Source organism: Nocardia acidivorans NBRC 108247 (assembly GCF_001625085.1).
GTDB classification, from domain to species: domain Bacteria; phylum Actinomycetota; class Actinomycetes; order Mycobacteriales; family Mycobacteriaceae; genus Nocardia; species Nocardia acidivorans.
Window position 1 is genome coordinate 55,334 of sequence record NZ_BDAW01000047.1, and the last position, 20,178, is coordinate 75,511.

Here is a 20,178-nt window from a genome sequence, read left to right on the forward strand (position 1 = left end):
ACAAGCTCGGTATCTCGCGGGCGCTGGAACTCCAGGGGGAGCAACCCAGCCATTCGGGTCACCATGCGGCATTGGTCGATTAAACCGACACGCCCTATGAAGGTGACCCCTACTATGACCGAAATCCACTACCGCACTGTCGATTGCGTGCGAGCAGACTCCGACGGCCGAACCATCTACGGTCGCGTAGTCCCATACGGCGAACCCGCCGAGATTCGAGAATCGGGCGTAACTTACACCGAGCGGTTCGCGCCAGGTGCGTTTAGCCGCAGCATCGCCGAGCGCGGCGGGAAAGTTCGACTGTTCGCCGTTCATGAGACCCGGCGGTTGCCGATCGGTCGCGCGACCGAACTGACCGAGCAAGCGGACGGGCTATACGGGTCGTTCGCCGTAGCCGCTACCCGCGAAGGCGACGACGCCCTCGAACTCGTTCGCAGCGGCATCGTTGATGCGTTCTCAATCGGATTTCGTCCGATCCGTCAGCGACACGAGTCCGGCGTAACCGTGAGGACCGAAGCGGCTCTCATCGAGGTCTCTTTGGTCGGTATGCCCGCGTATGAGGGTGCCCAGATCCACGGCGTCCGCAGCGCTGACACCCATGCCCGCCTCACCGCGCTGGTTCGCAGCGCACCAAACCAGCAGCAAGGAAAGACCACCATGAATGTCAGCGACCAGATCTACGACCGACTGCGCTACATGAGCGACAAAGGCGCGCTCACCGAGCGCGACCGGTTGACCGGTGAAGCGCGAGACATGCTCCGCCGGTCCGAAGATGGCGGGTTGACCGCCGACGACGACACCCGGTTTGGCGAAATCGAACGCGACCTGGAGTTCCTGAATCGCCGAATCGAGCAGCGGGACAGGCTGCTTCGCATGGCTCAAAACCCGGGCTACATCGAGTCTGGCACCCCATGGAGCGCTAGGCAGGCGGAGGCACCGACCCAGAAGCGCCAGATACTCACCCGCGCGGAGTCGTTCGACCAGTGGGGCCGCGATTCGGGCCACATCCAGCGCGATCAAGAGCCGCTCTCGTTCGACCGGTATCTCCGCGGTATCGCGGTCGGTGATTGGGATGGAGCGACTCACGAGCGCGCGCTAGCCGAAGGAACACAAAGCGCTGGTGGGTATCTCGTTCCGACGCCGTTAGCCGCGAACGTGATCGACCTGGCGCGCAACGCGATGCGGGTAATCGAAGCCGGGGCTGTCACAGTGCCGATGCAAGCGCAAACCTTGCGGGTCGCCCGGCTCACCGGCGAAGGCGCACCGGCATGGCGCAACGAGAGCGCCCCCATCGCGGCGGGAGACCTGAGCTTCGATAGCGTCCTGTTCACCGCCCGGTCGCTGGATCGGTTGGTCATCATTTCGCGCGAGCTGTTCGAGGATTCGAGCCCGGCGGCGGGTAACGTGATCGCGCACTCGTTCGCGGCACAGATCGCGCTCGAACTCGACCGAGTTGCCTTGCGTGGCAGCGGAACACCGCCTGAGCCGCGAGGCGTGCTCAACACCCCCGGAATCTCTACGACACCCCACGGGGCTAACGGTACGTCGATCAGCAACTACGATTGGTTCCTCGACAGCGTTGCGGCGGTGCGCGGCAACAACTTCGAGCCCAACGCGCACATCATCGCGCCGCGTACGGCCCAATCCCTGAGCAAGCTGAAGAACACGCTCGGCGACTACCTGGAAGCGCCGGGGACCCTGCTGCCGCTTCTGACCACCAAACAAGTCCCGGCGAACCTGACTGTAGGCACATCGTCGGATGCGTCCGAGATCTATACGGGCCAGTGGAATCAGCTGGCTATCGGCATCCGCACCGGGTTCGAAATCCAGTTCCTTACGGAGCGGTACGCGGATAACGGGCAGTACGCCTTTATCGCACACATGCGCGCTGACGTGCAGGTTCTACAACCCGGTGCGTTCGCGGTCGATACCGGTGTGAGGGGCTGATCGGGATGAGTGGATTCGAGATGATCGTCGCCGCCGTGATCGAGAACGCGAAATCGCCCGATCAGGTGAAAGACGAGTGCGACCGGCCGAAACGTGAGGGGCTCCGCCTGGAAGTCTGGCGCGCATTGCCGAACTCGAAAGACGGATAACGTTGCGGTGCAACCAAACACACCCAAACCAGGCGTCGGGGTAGTCTACCGCCGAGTCCTCCAGACATGGCGGACTCGGCGGTCTGGTGCAGTCGTGGTGATGCAGAGCTGCCTACTACCTCACGCCAATGGTGATGACACACAACACCATTGGCCCGCTGCCCATCCTTGCCAACGATGTGCCAGTCCACCACCTTCGCGCCCACATCTGCGCGCCACAGTTGACGCAGGACAGCGCACGGACGACGCGTGACCAAGTGCTGTCGCACGCAAGGTCGCCACGCAAGGCAAGCCTCCCGAAGCCAGTCCGCGGACCGGCAGCTGTCGAGCCGACTGGCCGCTGGGATGGTGACCATCCCAGCGTGTGCTGCCGGATGGTCACCGGTCGTATATGCAATAAACTAATGCATGGGTCAATACAATGCTTAATTCAAAAGGAACTCCCGCGCATTGCTTTCTTGTGCTAACTAGTCGGTAGGGTGAAGTTATTAACCAATGCATAGGTTTAGGGGTACCCGGGGGGTGTCCGCATAGGGTACCCCCATAGGGTAGCTGACCCCACCCTTGGCCGCGAATGCCTCTCTAGTGCGAAACTTGGGAGTTTCACACCCAGCTGACCTGCGGAAACATGCGCTGGCCTGCGGAAATGCAGTCACAACTACGGCTTCGCTACGTAGATCAAGGCAGGTCGTAAGCCAAAGAAATGTTCCTTAAATCGAATTCACCATTCTTTTCGACCATTCCTGCGCACGACGGAGGGTGAAACATGCAAATGTCAGACCTGGAATTACTGGCCGTTGGCCGGTTTGAGCTTGGGTAAGGTCACCTCGGGATAGGCGGTGATCACAGCGCACACCGCGCGGACCTGGGTGAGTGGGACGTGGCTGCGATGTGGAATGAACACCGCCGCGACCTTCTGTTTGCGCGCTGTGGAGAGCATCGCGGGATACGCGTTCGGGCGTCGCACGTCCGTGATGAAGGAATCCAGCACGAGGTAGCCCATACGCTTGGCCAGCGCGTACATGTCTGCAAGTTCGCGGTGCCTGTTGCGTCGGGAGACTGCCGCATCGAGGTAGATGAACGCCTCGGGTTTCATGGGAACGTCCTCACCAGGCTCGATGATGTCCGCTGACGACAGCGCGATGCCGTCCGGGTGCGGGTTCAACCCGATCGGCACGATGGAAAGCTCTTGCGCACCAAGCGATTACGGCAACGGATGGCGCGATCGGCAGAAGCCAGGACAAGACCAAGGTCATGGCGCGGTTCCTTCTGAAGATTTGGATGCACTCGGCCACAGGGCGGAGGGGCCGCCGCCAGCGAAGCGCGCTTCCGTGGCGCTGGTTGGTGTGCCCCTAGCAAACTGTGGCGCGGTGGGAAGCTGGGGGCATTTCCTGTGGCCGGGTGCAACGTCAATGCTCCGGCCTGCTACCGAAACGAACCACAGCGCGCAAGACGCATCTACGATGCATTTATGCGCAGAGAACGCCTGATCGATGCCCGCAAGGCGACAGGCAAGACGCAGGAGCAAATTGCCGAAGAGGTCGAAGTGGACCGGACAACCCTGGGCAGGTGGGAACGGAACGAGGGGATGCCACACCCCGCGCAACGGCCCAAATACGCAGAGGCCCTGGGCATTACGATGGATGAGCTTTCCGCGATGCTGAGCAGCGTTCCGACCGTGGCCGGAGAAGTGCCCGAGTGGCTGAGCACCTATCTCGGAATGGAACAGTCGGCGACCTCGATTCGCACGCATGAACCACGGGCCGTTTACGGCCTCTTGCAGGTTCCGGCCTACGTCGAAGCATTGGTTAGCCGAGTCGGTATCTCCGGTGTGTCGGACACCTACGTACAGCAAGCGATAGACCAACGGCTACATCGTCAGAAGCGCGTCAGATCAGGCGATTTGGTGCTGGATGTGATCCAGCCGGAACCATCGCTACGGCTGCGGGTAGGCGATGGGGCGATCATGGCCGAACAGTTGCGGACGCTGGCGGAATTGGCAGACTTGCCGAATGTCACTGTCAGAGTCACGACCTACGACGCCGGTCAATATGAGGCGCGCAGACTCGGCGGTTTCTCGATCATGACGCATCCATGGGGCAACCCACGGGTTCACATCGAGAGCTACCGTGGCGGTACGTTCATTACGGAGCATGACGAAGTGGGTTACTTCGCGGCTGCGTTCGACCATGCGGCTAAGGTCGCGCTGAGCCCTACCGAGTCCCGTCGTTTCATCCTTGGGTTAGCTGAGGAGTGGGAGAGAAGGAACCATGGATAACCTCGAATGGCGTGTGTCCAGTTTCACAGACAACGGCACATGCGTAGAAGTGGCCGGAGCGCCCGGCGCGGTGTACGTCCGCAACTCCAACGCTCGCGACGCCGGAACGGTCGCGTTCACCCGTGACGAGTTCTCGGCATGGCTGAGCGGGGTCAAGGCGGGCGAGTTCGACGACCTGGCGTAGGCCCGCTCCAGGAGCAGACGAAAGCCCGGCATGGTTCGAAACCATGCCGGGCTTTCTCGTACCCCGAAAGGAACGGCGGGGGAACGACGCTTGCCGTTACCCCGCCTGAACTGCATACTAAAGGTGCCCTCGGCAGGATTCGAACCTGCGACCTACCCTTTAGGAGAGGGTTGCTCTATCCCCTGAGCTACGAAGGCTGGACCGGTGGCCTGTGGGCGACCTGAACGTCGGGGAGTCTACCCGGTCGGGGGCTGGGGGTCGCATTCCTATCGGTGCGGGTGGTTCAGGGCGTAGCGGGCGCGTTCGGGGGGTGGTGGCGTGCAGGACCCCGGGGGCGTCCAGGTCGGCGGGGAGGATGGGCTGGGTCAGGCGGTGGGCGCGATTGGGGGCCATGTAGGCGGCGCGGTAGAACAGGGTCGGGATCAGCGACAGCAGGATCATGGTGGCGTGGATCCAGACCGGTGCTGCCGCGGATGTCTCAGACGATCTGGTGCCGGAGCGATAACAGTCCCGGACAGCTTCGTCGGCAAGTCAGGGCCCGCCGCCGCTCAGCGCCCGGTGGCCCGTTCCTCGTCATAGTCCGATGGCTTGAAAGTGCTTGTCTTCCAACGGAACAGCACCGTCGCCCCCGGCCAGTTGTTCGTAATGCGGCCCGAGGCATTGCGATACCAGCTGGAGCAGAAATTCCACGGGGTGTCCTTCAAACGCCGCTGCAACCAGTCGTCCCACGACTGTTCGACCTCCGGCTTGGCTGCCAGGAAACGCCCCGGCCGCGCCGCCAGGTACTCCGCGACCTGCCGGATATACCGCGCCTGCGATTCCAGCATGTAGATGATCGATCCGGACCCCACATTGGTATTCGGCCCGTACATCATGAACAGATTCGGGAAGCCGGGTACCGACATGCCGAGGTACGCGCGCGCACCCTCCGCCGACCACTCGTCGGTCAGCTTGCGCCCGCCCAGACCGTAGATATGCATGGGCGCAAGGAATTCCGTGCCCTTGAACCCGGTGCCGTAGACGATCACATCCACCGGATGCTCGACGCCGTCGGCGGTGCGGATGCCCGTCGGCGTGACTGCTTCGATGGCGGTGGTCTCGACGTGGACGTTCGGCTGCCCGAGCGCGGGCAGGTACTCGTTGGAGAAGAGTCCGCGCTTGCATCCGGCCGCGTAATCGGGAGTCAGCTTGGCGCGCAGGGCCGGATCCGGCACCTGCATCCGTCGATGCCGATCCGCCAGCGCGATGACCGGCGTCTTCATGGCCGGAATATCGGTGAGCGCCAGGGCCAGCACCTCGAAGAAGCTCCAGATGGCGAAGCGCTCCGCCAACCGCGTCACCGGCACATGCTTGAACATCGCCTTGTGCAGCGCGCTGTACTCGGTGTCGAACTTCGGCAGCACCCATGCCGCCGACCGCTGGAACAGCGTCAGCTGTGCGACCTTCGGCTGAATCGCCGGAATGTATTGAATGGCACTGGCTCCCGTGCCGATGCATGCCACCCGTTTGCCGGTGAGGTCCACCGAGTGATCCCATTCGGCCGAGTGGAAGGCCGCGCCGGTGAAGCTGTCGATACCGGGCAGGTTCGGCATGGCCGGGCGGGAGAGCTGACCCACGGCGGGGATCAGGATATCGGCGATATGGGTGACGCCGTCCGAAGTACGCACGCGCCAAATGCCGGACCGCTCATCGAATTCCGCCTCGGTGACCTCGACGCCGAACTCGATCTTGGCGGGCAGCTCGTGCTTCTCGGCGACGCCGCGCATGTACTCGTGGATATCGGCCTGATGCGAGAACCGCCGCGGCCAATCGCTTTTCGGCTCGAACGACCACGAGTAGAGCGGTGAGGGCACATCGCAGGCCGCGCCCGGATAGGTGTTCTCGCGCCAGACGCCACCCAGGTCGGCGGCCTTCTCCAGGATGGTGAAGTTGGTCAGGCCGTGGCGCTGCAACTCCAGCGCCATACCGAGTCCGGCGAACCCGGCGCCGATGATCAGGATGGACGGCTCACGATTCATGACTCGACATTAAGGCTATCGGCGCTGGTCACGCAGACATCCACGGTCATTGAATCGGTATTTTCGGCCATTTCGCGGGATTCGGTTTGCTGTCCGCGCATTCCCGCGGCCCGCACGGCGATCCTTCTGGGACGGTGAGCACCGTCTGACCTGCGTCGCTGTCCCCGACTGGACAGCCACCGGTCCCACTACATATATTCACGGAGAATCGTGCTCCAATTTGCTTGTCCTGGTTAGTGATTGGCTATTCTGCGGCGCCGCAGGGGGCGTCGTTGCAAGCCTGATCCCGGCCGGGACTTCGATGCCGGCAGGTCATCGCGCAGGCGGTGGCAGGTCGGCGACGACCGCGGGCGGCGGAAGTGGGGTCCGCCGCCCGCGGTCGAAAAATCGGCTGGCCGCGATCGGGTTGCCATCGGTTGGCTCCCGAACCGGGCATGTCCGATTTCGGCTATCCTGCCGGGAAGTGACTCAGTTCACTCTCCAGTAGGGATATGTAGGGAGCGGTTGGGAAATGTTGAGCACCATGCAGGACGAGCAGCTGTCACTCGCGACACTGCTGCGATACGCATCCACCTTCCAGGGCGACAGCACCATCTCGACCTGGACCGGAGACGGAATCCGCACCCAGACTTTCCGGGAAATCGGCGCGGACGCCGCCCGCCTCGCCAATGCCTTGCGTGACCTCGGCATCGGTGAGGGCGACCGGGTCGGCACCTTCATGTGGAACAACAACGAGCACATGGTCGTGTACGTGGCCGTGCCCGCCATGGGTGCGGTACTGCACGCACTGAATATCCGGCTCTTCCCGGAGCAGTTGGTCTACGTCGCCAATCACGCCGAGGACCAGGTGGTCATCGTCGATGGCACACTGCTGCCCATGTTCGCGCAATACCTGCCGAACCTGAAGACGGTGCGGCATGTGATCGTCGCCAACGGCGATGCCTCCGCCCTCACCGCGCCCGCGGGCGTGCAGGTGCACTCGTACGCGGAACTGCTTGCGGCGCAACCGGATACCTACGACTACCCGGTCGTGGACGAGCGCTCGGCCGCCGGTATGTGCTACACCTCCGGCACCACCGGCGATCCCAAGGGCGTCGTCTACTCGCACCGCTCCAACTTCCTGCACGCCATGCAGGTGTGCGCGCCCAACGGTATGGGCTTCAGCGAGCGCGACACCGTGCTCGCCATCGTGCCGCTGTTCCACGCCAATGCCTGGGGTCTGCCGTACGCGGCCATGATGTCCGGCGCGAATCTGCTCATGCCGGATCGCTTCCTGCAGCCCGCCCCGCTGCTGGAGATGATGGCCGCGGCCAAGCCGACCTTCGCCGCGGCCGTACCGACCATCTGGGGCGGTGTGCTGGCCGGATTGCAGGCCGCACCGCAGGACATCTCGCATCTGCGCACCTGTGTGGTCGGTGGCGCGGCGGTGCCGCCGTCGATGATGCGGGCCTTCGAGGAGCGCCACGGTGTGAAGCTGCTGCACGCCTGGGGCATGACCGAAACCTCCCCGCTGGGTTCGGTGGCGCACGCGCCCGCCAACTCCGAGGGGGACCAGGAGTGGGCCTACCGATACACCCAGGGGCGCTTCCCCGCGGGCGTGCAGGCGCGACTGGTCGCCGATGACGGCACCGTGGTCCCCAATGACGGTGTGGCGCTGGGTGAGCTGGAGGTGCGCGGCCCGTGGATCACCGGCTCGTACTACTCGCCGACCGGCAGCGAGGTCGATCCGGACAAGTTCGACGACGGCTGGCTGCGCACCGGTGACGTCGGCAAGATCAGCCCCAACGGCTACCTCACGCTGGTGGATCGGTCCAAGGATGTCATCAAGTCCGGTGGCGAGTGGATCTCCTCGGTGGATCTGGAGAACGCGGTGGTGGGTCATCCGTCGGTCGCCGAGGCCGCGGTCATCGGGGTGCCCGACGAGAAGTGGGATGAGCGGCCGCTGGTCGCCGTCGTGCTCGCGCCCGGCGCGGAGGTCAAGCCGGAAGAACTGCGCGCCTTCCTGTCGGACAAGTTCGCCAAGTGGCAGTTGCCCGAGCACTGGGCCTTCATCGACGAGGTGCCCAAGACCAGCGTCGGCAAGTTCGACAAGAAGCGGCTGCGGGCGCAGTACGCCGACGGCGCGCTGACCGTCACCACGCTGTCCTGAGTCGTGCGGCCCGCACCCGGATTCGGGTGCGGGCCGTGCTTCCCACGAGTCGGGGGTGCGAGGTCGCGGGAGATGTTCCTCTGGCGCCGGTGGATCCGTACCGTTAGTTTGAGGGCGGATGCCCGCAGTGGGGTGGTGCCGGGGTGGACGAGGAGGTCCGTGTGGAATCGGTGTGCGCGCAGGGGAAGTCGGTGGCCCGGCGGCCATTCGGCCATGGGAATGGGGTGCGGCCATGACCCTCGGACTCATTCGATCGGTAGGCGAGCGGGCCTATCTCGAGCTCGAATCCGCGCGCCTGTTCCTCGATGCCGGGCTGGCGCGATTCGAATCGCCGACCATCCTGCTCTCCGCCGCCACCGCCATGCTGCGGTACGGGACCATCGCCGCCGGACTGCGCCTGTCGGCCGCGCGCTACGGCGGCCGGACCGCGCTGATCGACGAACTCGGATCGCTCACCTTCGCCGAATTGGAGGACCGCTCCAACCGGCTGGCCAATGCCTGGCGGGCACGCGGGCTCAAACCCCGTGAGGGCGTGGCGATCCTGGCGCGCAACCACCGCGGTTTGGTGGACGCCATCTTCGCCGCCGCCAAATGCGGGGCTCGCATCATCCTGCTCAACACCGATTTCGCCGGACCGCAGATTCGGGACGTGGCCACCCGCGAAGGCACCGATCTCCTGGTCTACGACGCCGAGTACGCGCACATGCTGGACGAGGTGTCACCCCGGCGCGGCAGGTACCTGGCCTGGACCGACGAGCCCGCCGCGGACAGCCTGGCCGAACTGATCGCCGACGGTTCGCCCGACGCGCCACCCGCGCCCGGAGCCGAACCGCGCATCATCCTGCTCACCAGCGGGACCACCGGCACCCCCAAGGGCGCACCCCGGCCCGAGCCGAAATCCCTTGCCTCCCTCGGTGGTTTGCTCTCCAAGGTGCCGTTCCGCGCGGGCGAGGTGACCGAATGCTGCGCCCCCATGTTCCACACCCTCGGATTCGCCTGCGGCATGCTGACTCTCGGCTTCGGCTCCACCCTGGTGATCCGCCGCCGTTTCGACCCGCAGGCCGCCATCGACAGTGTGGCGCGGCATCGGGCGACCACCATGATCGTGGTCCCCGTCATGCTCAACCGCATGATCGACCTCGGCGGTAAGGGCGTCACCGGCCGAGACCTGTCCTGCCTGCGCATTATCTTCGTGGCCGGATCCCAACTCGGCGCGCAACTCTGCCGCGAGGTGACCGCCACCTTCGGCCCCGTGGTCTACAACCTCTACGGCTCAACGGAAGTCGCGTACGCCACCATCGCCACCCCCGAGGACCTGGCCATCGAGCCAGGCTGCGTCGGCCGCCCCGTCCTGGGCGCGCGAGTGGAAATCCTCGACGACGAGGGCCGCCAACTCCCCACCGGCAGCACCGGCCGCATCTTCGTCGGCAATGTGATCCAGTTCGAGGGCTACACCGGCGGCGGCCACAAGGAAATCATCCGCGGCCTGATGTCCTCCGGCGACGTAGGCCACTTCGACCGCGCCGGAAGACTTTTCATAGACGGCCGCGACGACGACATGATCGTCTCCGGCGGCGAGAACGTCTTCCCCGTAGAAGTGGAAGAACTCCTCTACACCCATCCCGCGGTCCGCGAAGCCGCCGTAATAGGCGTCCCCGACGACCAATTCGGCTCCCGCCTCAAAGCTTTCGTAGTAATCCACGAAAACCAATCCTTCACCGCCGACGACCTTCGCGACTTCGTGAAATCCAACCTCGCCAGATACAAGGTCCCCCGCGAGGTCGTATTCCTGAACGAACTCCCCCGAAACCCCACCGGCAAAGTCCTGAAACGCAAACTCCTGGAAGCCTGAACACCCCCAAGCCCCCCGCCGGCCTACCGACCGGCAGGGCGCTTGGACGTCCATGTACTCACGCTGGTAAACGTCGAGTGAGCACCCGCGTGATTACATGCACGTGATTTCTCGACCGGGGTGACTGGGTTTGAAGGTGCTGCGGCGAGGGGTTTTGTCTTTTTGGTCTTGGTTCTGAACGTAACCACGGCCAGCCAACCAGGCTGGGTCGTGAGAGCGCGGCTCCCACAGGGGGAGTGAAAACCGGGTACGGCAGACGAGGTAACCACATCGCCAGTTCTGCTTTGCAGCCCGGTTGAGCAGCGAGAAGACCATTCCGCAGGGGATCGACACATGGGTCGGCCACCCCTATCCAGTACGCCGACAGGGCAGCGGAGGCTCCAACCTACTCGGCAAGCCGCGCGAGCAGCGCAGCGAACTCCCCCCGAGACAGATAACCATCACCATCGGAGTCCGCCACCGCCAGTAACGATTCGGCGGACTCGTCAGTGAGCCCCGGGCAAGTCCGCAGCAGCGATTCGAGCTCATCGACTTCGATCAACTGATTGCGATTGACATCGAAGGTGTCGAAAGCCGCATCGGTATCGGTGATTTCAGGATCCCGCCCCAGCCGCGCGGCGTCGAATTCAGCGCGGGAGACGAGCCAGTCACCGTCGGTATCAGAGCGCAAACCGCGGTGAGAACGCGCAGCGGCGCGACCGGAGTGCTCCGGTCGCGCCGATACGATTGCGCTGTCAGCAGTTACGCAGTTCCGGGCTCTGGTTCAGCAGCTGAGCGCGGGTGGAGATGAAGGTGCTGTAGGTGTCTCCGCCGACCGCGGCGAGCGGGAACGCCGCGACCCGATGGCAGTTCTGGAAGGCGAGTTTCACGCCGAAATGCCGTTCGAGGCCGCCGCGAATGGCATCGGAGGCCATGGCGCGCAGCAGTTGCCCGCGGGCCACCTCGTCCGGCGGCGGAATCACATTGTCGGCGTATTCCTGTGTGCCGGAGTGCAAGTCAGCCGCCACCCGGCTGACGACTTCGTAGGCATAGGGCAGTGAGGTGCGGACACACTCCACGAACTCGTCGTCGCTGACTTCACCGCGTTCGGCGCGCTCGAGTAGTGCGCTGGGTACGTCGAGTGACATATCGCTCTCCTCATGGGATGGCGGATGGTGTCAGCCGAGTCTAATCCGAAATCGTTGTCAATAACCCTGGATTCGCAACGAAGCCGCCCTATTCAGAGCCTCTTTCGCCGCATGCGACAGCTGCCGGACCAACTCGCCCGCCGGTAGCTCCCGCGCCAGCGAATGCGCCTGACCTGCCCAGAGATTCACCTCATCGGCATTGCCGGCCGCCCGCGCGGCGGCGCGTAAAGGTCCGGTGGCGTAATGGATTTCGGGGTAGGCGGCCGGGGCGTCCCGGTGGTCGAGCATGAACTTGTTGCGCAGTCCGCGCGCCAGCCGACCGGTGAAGGCCCGGGTGAGCATGGTCGGGGTGTCCAGGGTGACCGCATCGCGGATGAGCGGCGCGGTCCCGGCCTCGGCGCAGCGCAGGAAGGCGGTGCCGATCTGCGCGGCGGCCGCACCCGCCGTGAGAACCGCCGCCACGCCCGCACCGGTGGCGATACCGCCCGCCGCGACCACGGGCAGCTCCACGGCCGCGGTCAGCAATTGCAGTAATGCCAACAGCCCCAAGGGGTCCGCGGTGTCGTCCTCGGGCCGATCGGCGAAGCTGCCGCGATGGCCGCCCGCCTCCGAGCCCTGGGCGATGAGCACATCGGCCCCGGCCTCGACCGCGATGCGGGCCTCGGCCACCGAGGTCACGGTCACCCACACCTCGGTGCCCACCTCGTGCAATCGCGAAATCTCCTGCGCGGACGGGCATCCGAAGGTGCACGACACCGCCCGCACCGGATCGGAGATCAACAGATCCAGCTTGGCCGACCATGCGTCGGTATCGAATGTCGGTTCTCCGACCGGGAATTCGCGCGCGAGCTGATCAACATACTCGCCGAAACTGGTCACGGGACTAGGTGCGGAAGGGTAGAACAGATTCACGCCGAAAGCCGCGGAGGTGAGGGTGCGTGTCCGCTTTATTCGCCCACCGAGATCTTCCGCGCCCAGATATCCCGCCGCGAGGAATCCGAGTCCGCCCGCATCGGAGACCGCGGCCGTCAATTCCGGAGTGGACGGCCCGCCCGCCATGGGGGCCAGCACGATCGGCGTATTCAGCTCGTCGAGTAGCACGCTTCTCAGTGTGCGCCCCCGAGTAACGGTCGTGATCAACAGGTATCCCCTATCATCTGGGGCTGTCGAACTCAAGGTTGCGGAATGGTCACGGGTGAGTATTGTTTCCATCACAGCGATGCCGAATCGTTACCGGACCATCGAGCACTAGGACGAGCTTTGTCGCACCACAGAGAGACCGCGAACTCCGTATCCGTTATGGACTTGCTTGGTGATTGTGGTGCCGTTCGTACTGGCGCCGTCGCACGTAAAAGGCACCGGGCCGAATCGTCCACCGCTGATCGCGTGAAGGTCGCCGCCGGAGCAGCGGTCGCCGCGAGTGCCCTCATCGGCACCGCGACGCAGATGGTTCCCGCGCTGGCACACGCCGCGCCGATCGCCCCCAATCATGAGGACAAATCGGCAGGACAGGATCTCGCACTGCGCGACGTTGCGCAGTCGGTCAAGCAGGCCGCCGATGTCGCCGCCCCTGCTCCCGCTCCGCAGGCTCAACCCATCGCGGATGGTGGTAATCCCGTCGCGGCGCCCGCGCCCTTCGGTCTGCAGAATCTGCCGCCGGAGATCGCGAATCCCCTCGCGCAGGCCGAGGCCACGCTGAAGGACCTCCAACAGCGCATCGCCCCCGCCCCCGCGGTGAAGCCGGTCGATGCGGGCGTCATCAGCTCCGGCTTCGGTGCGCGCTGGGGCGCAATGCATTACGGCATCGACTTCGCCGACGCCATCGGCACGCCGATCCACTCGGTCATGGGTGGCACGGTGGTGGAGGCCGGTCCGGCCTCCGGATTCGGGCTCTGGGTGCGCGTCCTGCAGGACGATGGCACCACCGCTGTCTACGGCCACGTCAATGACATGTACGTATCCGCCGGACAGCGCGTCAATACCGGCGATGTGATCGCAACCGTCGGAAATCGCGGCAATTCCACCGGTCCCCATCTGCATCTGGAGATCTGGGATGCCGCCGGAACGAAGATGGATCCGCTGCCATGGCTGGCCAGCAAGGGCGTCATCATGGCGCAGCAGTGGGGTCCGGACCAGTAGAGCGTTCACCGGCCACCGCGAACGGGCGTTTCCCGGACCGGCGGGTGCCGGTGGGCGCTGTTACGACCCTCGACGACCTCTTCGACCCTGCCTCGCTGCACGGTCGCGCCTACGCGGTGCTCGTCCAGCATCCTCGCTCGACCGCGTTCGAAGTGGCCGAGCGCCTGGGTTGTCCGCCCCGCATAGCCGAGGCGGCCCTCGAGGCGCTGTGCCATCTCGAGGCGGCGGTGCGGTTGACCGAGAACAATGGCACGGTGCGCTGGGACGCACATGCTCCGGAAGCCTTGTCCGAGGCCGAGACTCGGCGTCGCAACGGTGACATGCTGCGCATGCAGTCGGCCGCCGCGCGCCTGGGGGAGACCTTTCGCTCGGTGCGCCGCACCACCGATGCCGACGGCGCGGTGGTCGCGGTCTACGAACGCCGCCAGCTGCTGGCCGATTTCGAGGATCTGCAGCACACCGCGCACACCTGCGTGAAGGTGGTGGAACGCGGCCCGTTCCTGTCCGATGTGGAGACCGAGGAGCGGATGTTCGAGCTCAAATCGGCGCGCATCGCGGCGGGCATCGACTACCGCACCCTCTACCAGGAGACCATCTACCAGGACGCGGAGCGACTGCGCCATGTGCTCGCCACCAATGCGGCCGGTGCGCAGGCGCGGACGCTGCCCGATCCGCCCATGAAGCTGATCCTGGCCGATGACCGTCGCGCGGTACTGGTACTGCACACCGATGAGCGCCGCGGCGATCCCATGGGTGTGCGGGTGGGACCGTCGCCGACGCTGGATCTGCTGGTCAAGACCTTCGATTCGCTGTGGTCCATGTCCACCCCGATCTCGGTGAACCCGTCCGAGGCGCTGGACGAACGCGACCGCGCCATCCTGACCCTGATGAGCATGGGCGCGACCGACGACACCATTGCCCGCCGCCTCGGATTGTCCCGGCGCACGGTGGTGCGGCGCACCGCCAGCCTGCTGGAGCGCCTGGGCGCGAGCACCCGATTCCAGGCGGGGGTACAGGCGACCCGACGGGGTTGGCTGTAAATGCCTGTGGCTCAAGTCACATGCGTGTAGCGCCCCTGCCTGGTCACCGATAGTCACTGAGCTCGAGCCGTGATCGCGGCTCCGTGAGCCCGATATGATTGCTCGGTCCGCCGACCGCGCCGCCCTCGTCGTCGAATCCGGGGTCGGTCGAAGGTCTTCGGTGTGTGGACCAGACAGACCCGAGAGGTGAATGCACTCGAATGGATACTGCCCGCCGTACAGCTCGCGGTAGTCGTCGGCGTCGGTCCGGCAGCCCACTCTTCGGGCAGCTTCTCACCGCCGCGGTCGAGTCCGCGGCCGATGCCATTGCCATCCGGTTCAATCCGACCGGCGACCCCGCCGATCAACGTGAGATCGACTATCGCGATCTGGACGCGCGGTCGTCCCAGCTGGCGCGGGAACTGATCGACCGGGGCGTCGGCCCCGGCGATATGGTCGCCATCGGCATCACCCGCTCCATCGAATCGGTGCTGGCGGTCTGGGCGATCGCCAAGACCGGCGCCGCGTATGTCCCGGTCGATCCCGCCTATCCGCCGGACCGCATCGAACATCTGCTCACCGATTCCGGTGCGGTACTGGGTCTGACCACGCGGGAGCATCGCGCCGCATTGGGGACGGCCACCTACTGGATCGAATTGGATGATCCGGTGCGGGCCGAGCAGATCGCCGCGCATCCCGCGCATCCCATCTCCTACGCCGATCGGGTGCGCCCGCTCACCGAGCAGCATCCGGCGTATGTCATCTACACCTCCGGCTCGACCGGTAAGCCCAAGGGCGTGGTGGTCACGCACACCGGCCTGGCCGGTCTGGTGGCCGCCGAGCGCGAGCATTACGACGTCACCGCGGATTCGCGTGTGCTGCACGTCTGTTCGCCGAGCTTCGACGTCTCGGTACTGGAGTTGCTGCTGGCGTTCACCTCCGGCGCCACGCTGGTGATCGCGCCCGCCGGGGTCTTCGGCGGTGTCGAGCTGGCGGAACTGCTGAGCCGCGAACGGGTTTCGCATGTGCTGATCACCCCGGGCGCGCTGGAATCGGTGGATCCGGCCGGATTGACCGAGCTCAGCACGGTCGTGGTGGCCGGTGACAAGTTCGGACCGGAGCTGGTGAGCCGCTGGGCCACCGGGGAGCGTTCTTTCTACAACGGCTACGGGCCGACCGAGGCGACGATTCTGGCCACCAGCAGCGCGCCGCTGCTGCCGGGCGAGCCCGTGACCATCGGTTCCGCGGTGCCCGGCGTGGGTGCGTTCGTACTGGACGCCCGCCTGCGGCCGGTGCCGGACGGTGTGGTGGGCGAGCTGTATCTGTCGGGTCCGGCTCTGGCACAGGGCTATAACCGTCGACCGGGGTTGACGGCGGAACGTTTCGTGGCGAGCCCGTTCGGCGAGGCGACCGGGGTGCCGGGGGCGCGGCTGTACCGCACCGGCGATCTGGTCAAGCGGACCGAATCGGGAGTCATCGAGTACCTGGGCCGCTCGGACTTCCAGGTGAAGATCCGCGGTCTGCGCATCGAACTCGGCGAGATCGACAACGCCCTCACCGCGCACCCGGATGTGGATTACGCCGCGACACTGGGCAAGACGCTGCCCTCGGGTGCTGTCGCGCTGGTGTCCTACGTATTGCCAAGCACCGGAACGACTCTCGACACCGCCGAGCTGGCCGCGTTCATCGGGGAGTCGCTGCCCGCGTACATGGTGCCCGCCGCGATCGTGCTGCTGGACGAGATTCCGCTGACGCCGGTCGGCAAACTGGATCGAAACGCCTTGCCGGAGCCGGTCTTCGCCGCCCGCGACTTCCGCGCGCCCGCCACCCCGACCGAGGAGGCCGTTGCGCAGGTCTTCGCGACGCTGCTGATTCCGGACAGCCCGGACGCGCGGGTGGGCGCGGACGACGACTTCTTCGAACTCGGCGGCAACTCGCTGCTGGCCGCACAGGCCGCCGCTCGCATCGGTACGGCGCTGGATGTGCGCGTACCGGTGCACGTGCTGTTCGAAGCCTCCACGGTCGCGGCGCTGGCGCAGCGTCTCGACGGTGAGACCGCCCCCGCCGCAAGCGGTCCGGCGCTGGGTTCGCTGCCGCGCCCGGATCGGATTCCGCTGTCCTTCGCGCAGCAGCGCATGTGGTTCCTGAACCGTTTCGATCCCGACAGCGCGGTGGACAATATTCCGCTCGCGGTGCGGTTGAGCGGTGCGATCGATATCGAGGCGCTGCGGGCCGCGGCGCGCGATCTCGTCGCGCGGCACGAGGTGCTGCGCACCATCTATCCGGAGGTCGACGGCGAGGGCTATCAGCTGGTGCTGCCCGTCGATGATCCGCGCGCGGCGCCGGAACTGGCCGTGGTCGACATCGATGCCGCCGAGATTCCGCACCGGGTGGCCGAAATCGTCGGCGCCGGTTTCGATGTCACCGCCGCGCCGCCGATTCGCCTGCGGCTGTTGCGGATCGCGCCGCAGGAGCATGTGCTGGTCGCGACCGTGCACCACATCTCCGGCGATGGCGTGTCCATGGGCCCGATGGCCCGTGATCTGGTCACCGCCTATGCCGAGCGCGTCAACGGCCGGGAGCCGGCGTGGACGCCGCTGGATGTGCACTACGCCGATTACGCGGTGTGGCAGCGCGCCACCCTCGGCAGCGAGGACGATCCGGAATCGCTACTGGCCCAGCAGATCTCGTACTGGCGGGCAACGCTGGACGATCTGCCGGACGAACTCGTCCTGCCCTCGGATCGCCCGCGCCCGGCGGTCGCCTCCTACCGGGGCGGCACCTACGGCTTCCGGATCGGTGACCAGGTGTACGCGGCGGCCCGGCGACTGGCCGAGTCCCGCAACACCACGCTGTTCATGGTGGTGCATTCGGCGCTGGCGATCCTGCTCGCGCGATTGTCCGGCACCCGCGATATCGCCATCGGCACGCCGGTGGCCGGGCGCGGTGCGGCCGAACTCGATGATCTCATCGGCATGTTCGTGAACACGCTGGTGCTGCGCACCGATATCGATCCCGCCACCAGCTTCGAGGATCTGCTGAAGCAGGTGCGCGACAGCGATGTGCGCGCCTTCGGCCACGCCGATGTGCCCTTCGAACGGCTGGTGGAGCTGCTCGATCCGGCGCGTTCGCAGGCCCGCAATCCGCTCTTCCAGGTCATGCTGGCCTTCCAGAATATGGCCCCGACCCGGCTGGAGCTGCCGGGGTTGAGTGTGGCGGGCGCGGATCTGGAGATTCCGTTCGCCAAGTTCGATCTGCAGTTGACCATGCAGGAATCGCACGACGAGCACGGCGACGCCACCGGTCTCGCGGCCGAATTCTCCTACGCCCTGGATCTTTTCGACGAGCCAACGGTGGCGCTCTTCGCCGAGCGCTTCGAGCGGATTCTCGCCGCGGTGGCCGCGGATCCCGGCGCCTCGGTCGGCGATATCGCCCTGTTCGACGCCGCCGAGCGGCAGCGGGTGGTGCGCGACTGGAATGCCACCGGCTTCGATCTGGAAGCGGCCGTCGGTCTGCCGGAGGGCATTTCGCCGACGCTGGTCTCCATGTTCGACGCGCAGGCGGCGGCCACGCCGGATGCCATCGCGCTGGTCTTCGAGGGGGAGCGGCTCACCTATCGCGAGCTGCAGCAGCGCGCCAATCGGATGGCGCGAAGGCTCATGATGGGGCAGTTCGCACTGGAACCGGAAGCCCTGGTGGCGCTTGCCATTCGGCGCTCCACCGAGCTCGTGGTGGCCATGTACGCGGTGGTGCAGGCGGGCGCGGCCTATGTGCCGATCGATCCCGATCAGCCGCTGGATCGCATCGGGCACATTCTCGATACCGCGCAGCCGCGCATGATCCTGACCACGCACGCCGACGGTTTCGCCTCCGGGCGCACCATCACCACCCTCGCGGTGGAGGATCTGGAGCAGGCGGCGCAGGGCCTGGACGGTGCGCGCATCACCGATGCCGAACGCAATGAGCCCCTGCGGCCGGACAATACGGCCTACGTCATCTTCACCTCCGGCTCGACCGGTAAGCCCAAGGGCGTGGCGGTCAGCCATCGCGCCATTGTGAACCGCCTGGTGTGGATGCAGGCGCAGTACCGGCTCACCGCCGATGACGCGGTACTGCAGAAGACCCCGGCCACCTTCGACGTGTCGGTGTGGGAGTTCTTCTGGCCGTTGCAGGCCGGTGCGCGACTGGTGGTCGCCAAGCCGGACGGGCATCGCGATCCCGCGTATCTGGCGCGGATCATCGCCGAACAGGGCATCACCACGGCGCATTTCGTGCCGTCCATGCTCTCGGTCTTCGTGAGCACCCTGAGCGGTTCGGACACCTCCGGGCTGGCGCTGCGGCAGGTCTTCGCCTCCGGTGAGGCGCTGCCCGGCGGCACCGCCCAGCAGCTGCGCGCACTGACCGGGGCGCGGGTGCACAACCTGTACGGCCCCACCGAGGCCGCAGTCGACGTCACCTATCACGAGGTGACCGATCTGGACGGCGTCACGGTGCCGATCGGCGCACCGGTTTTCAATACCCGGGTGTACGTGCTGGATTCGCGGCTCAACCCGGTGCCGGTCGGCGTAGCGGGCGAGCTGTATCTGGCGGGTGTTCAGCTGGCGCGCGGCTACGTGGCGCGGCCGGACCTGACCGCGGATCGCTTCGTGGCCGATCCGTTCGGGCACGGCGAGCGCATGTACCGCACCGGCGATCTGGTGAAGTGGGATGCCGCCGGTGAGCTGGAGTACCTGGGGCGCACCGACTTCCAGGTCAAGCTGCGCGGTCTGCGCATCGAACTGGGTGAGATCGAGGCGGCGCTGCTGGCGCGGCCGGGTGTCACCCAGGCCGTCGTGGTGGTGCGCGCGGATCCGCACGCGGGCGATCAGCTGATCGGCTATGTGGTCGCGGGCGAGCTGGACGACGCGCGCCGGGTGGCCGTCGCGGATGAGCTGAAAGCCGCTCTGGCGCAGGCGCTTCCGTCGTACATGGTGCCGTCCGCACTGCTGGTGCTGGACGAGTTCCCGCTCAATGCCTCGGGCAAGCTGGATCGAAAGGCGTTGCCCGCACCGGTCTTCGAAGCCAAGGTGTTCCGGGCCCCGGCCACGCCGATCGAGGAGATCGTGGCGGGCGTCTTCGCGGAGCTGCTCGGCGCCGAGCGGGTCGGCGCGGATGACGACTTCTTCGATCTCGGCGGCAATTCGCTGATCGCCACCCGCGCGGTGGCGCGGGTGAACGAGGCGCTGGACACCAATGTCGCGGTGCGCGAACTCTTCGAGACCTCGACGGTCTCCGGACTGGCCGCGCGCATCGTCCCCGGCGCCGGGGTGGGCGCGC

At 65.9% G+C, this 20,178-nt stretch carries 14 protein-coding genes and 1 tRNA gene; 9 read left to right on the plus strand and 6 right to left on the minus strand.

Annotated features, from left to right (window positions below; translation table 11 throughout):
• Positions 1–114 precede the first annotated feature (114 nt).
• Positions 115–1,947 (plus strand): phage major capsid protein, encoded by a 1,833-nt coding sequence (locus NA10_RS37660; RefSeq protein WP_169812633.1) that lies wholly within the window; start codon positions 115–117, stop codon positions 1,945–1,947.
• A 20-nt stretch (positions 1,948–1,967) separates the two neighbouring features.
• Positions 1,968–2,096, plus strand: a complete 129-nt coding sequence (locus tag NA10_RS39235; protein ID WP_281180235.1) for a hypothetical protein — start codon at positions 1,968–1,970, stop codon at positions 2,094–2,096.
• 787 nt (positions 2,097–2,883) lie between these two features.
• Here NA10_RS39235 and NA10_RS24095 read toward each other — a convergent pair.
• A complete protein-coding gene (locus NA10_RS24095) occupies positions 2,884–3,273 on the minus strand; it encodes a hypothetical protein (protein WP_067571770.1) in 390 nt (129 codons plus the stop codon).
• Between the two features lie 294 nt (positions 3,274–3,567).
• On the opposite strand from NA10_RS24095, the gene NA10_RS24100 reads away from it, so the two are divergent.
• Together NA10_RS24100 and NA10_RS24105 are read left to right on the plus strand one after the other, a co-directional pair.
• Positions 3,568–4,374: a helix-turn-helix domain-containing protein gene (locus NA10_RS24100; RefSeq protein ID WP_067571772.1), complete on the plus strand. Its 807-nt coding sequence runs from the start codon at positions 3,568–3,570 to the stop codon at positions 4,372–4,374.
• Between the two features lie 13 nt (positions 4,375–4,387).
• Complete coding sequence (locus NA10_RS24105; protein WP_245677757.1) at positions 4,388–4,558, plus strand: DUF397 domain-containing protein; 171 nt, start codon at positions 4,388–4,390, stop codon at positions 4,556–4,558.
• A 124-nt stretch (positions 4,559–4,682) separates the two neighbouring features.
• On the opposite strand, the gene NA10_RS24110 is transcribed toward NA10_RS24105, so the two are convergent.
• Positions 4,683–4,755, minus strand: a tRNA-Arg gene (locus tag NA10_RS24110).
• A 351-nt stretch (positions 4,756–5,106) separates the two neighbouring features.
• The gene (locus tag NA10_RS24115) at positions 5,107–6,576 is read right to left on the minus strand and encodes a flavin-containing monooxygenase (RefSeq protein WP_067571775.1); all 1,470 of its coding nucleotides are present in this window, start codon (positions 6,574–6,576) and stop codon (positions 5,107–5,109) included.
• Between the two features lie 511 nt (positions 6,577–7,087).
• Between NA10_RS24115 and NA10_RS24120 the strand changes: the two genes are divergently transcribed.
• On the plus strand, positions 7,088–8,725 hold the full coding sequence (locus tag NA10_RS24120; protein WP_067571777.1) for a long-chain fatty acid--CoA ligase: 1,638 nt from the start codon (positions 7,088–7,090) through the stop codon (positions 8,723–8,725).
• Positions 8,726–8,957: 232 nt separating this feature from the next.
• Positions 8,958–10,577: an acyl-CoA synthetase gene (locus NA10_RS24125; RefSeq protein WP_067571779.1), complete on the plus strand. Its 1,620-nt coding sequence runs from the start codon at positions 8,958–8,960 to the stop codon at positions 10,575–10,577.
• Positions 10,578–10,962: 385 nt separating this feature from the next.
• On the opposite strand, the gene NA10_RS24130 is transcribed toward NA10_RS24125, so the two are convergent.
• The 3 genes from NA10_RS24130 to NA10_RS24140 all read right to left on the minus strand — a co-directional run bounded on the left by NA10_RS24130 (position 10,963) and on the right by NA10_RS24140 (position 12,805).
• The gene (locus NA10_RS24130; RefSeq protein WP_067571781.1) at positions 10,963–11,247 is read right to left on the minus strand and encodes an EF-hand domain-containing protein; all 285 of its coding nucleotides are present in this window, start codon (positions 11,245–11,247) and stop codon (positions 10,963–10,965) included.
• 64 nt (positions 11,248–11,311) lie between these two features.
• Positions 11,312–11,704 carry an SCO5389 family protein gene (locus NA10_RS24135; RefSeq protein WP_067571783.1) on the minus strand — a complete coding sequence of 131 codons (393 nt, stop codon included), beginning with the start codon at positions 11,702–11,704 and terminating at the stop codon, positions 11,312–11,314.
• A 57-nt stretch (positions 11,705–11,761) separates the two neighbouring features.
• Positions 11,762–12,805 (minus strand): nitronate monooxygenase, encoded by a 1,044-nt coding sequence (locus NA10_RS24140; RefSeq protein WP_218021570.1) that lies wholly within the window; start codon positions 12,803–12,805, stop codon positions 11,762–11,764.
• A 285-nt stretch (positions 12,806–13,090) separates the two neighbouring features.
• Between NA10_RS24140 and NA10_RS24145 the strand changes: the two genes are divergently transcribed.
• The 3 genes from NA10_RS24145 to NA10_RS24155 form a co-directional block, all read left to right on the plus strand.
• The gene (locus NA10_RS24145) at positions 13,091–13,843 is read left to right on the plus strand and encodes a M23 family metallopeptidase (RefSeq protein ID WP_245677762.1); all 753 of its coding nucleotides are present in this window, start codon (positions 13,091–13,093) and stop codon (positions 13,841–13,843) included.
• A gap of 50 nt (positions 13,844–13,893) precedes the next feature.
• Positions 13,894–14,883, plus strand: a complete 990-nt coding sequence (locus NA10_RS24150; protein WP_067571801.1) for a helix-turn-helix transcriptional regulator — start codon at positions 13,894–13,896, stop codon at positions 14,881–14,883.
• 200 nt (positions 14,884–15,083) lie between these two features.
• Positions 15,084–20,178: non-ribosomal peptide synthetase (locus NA10_RS24155; RefSeq protein ID WP_067571788.1), on the plus strand; the 5,095-nt coding region annotated here is incomplete at its 3' end.

Coding starts and splice junctions, on each gene's coding strand:
- NA10_RS37660 (WP_169812633.1), top strand. CDS start 115: ATGACCGAAATCCACTACCGCACTGTCGATTGCGTGCGAGCAGACTCC.
- NA10_RS39235 (WP_281180235.1), top strand. CDS start 1,968: ATGATCGTCGCCGCCGTGATCGAGAACGCGAAATCGCCCGATCAGGTG.
- NA10_RS24100 (WP_067571772.1), top strand. CDS start 3,568: ATGCGCAGAGAACGCCTGATCGATGCCCGCAAGGCGACAGGCAAGACG.
- NA10_RS24115 (WP_067571775.1), bottom strand. CDS start 6,576: ATGAATCGTGAGCCGTCCATCCTGATCATCGGCGCCGGGTTCGCCGGA.
- NA10_RS24120 (WP_067571777.1), top strand. CDS start 7,088: ATGTTGAGCACCATGCAGGACGAGCAGCTGTCACTCGCGACACTGCTG.
- NA10_RS24125 (WP_067571779.1), top strand. CDS start 8,958: ATGACCCTCGGACTCATTCGATCGGTAGGCGAGCGGGCCTATCTCGAG.
- NA10_RS24135 (WP_067571783.1), bottom strand. CDS start 11,704: ATGTCACTCGACGTACCCAGCGCACTACTCGAGCGCGCCGAACGCGGT.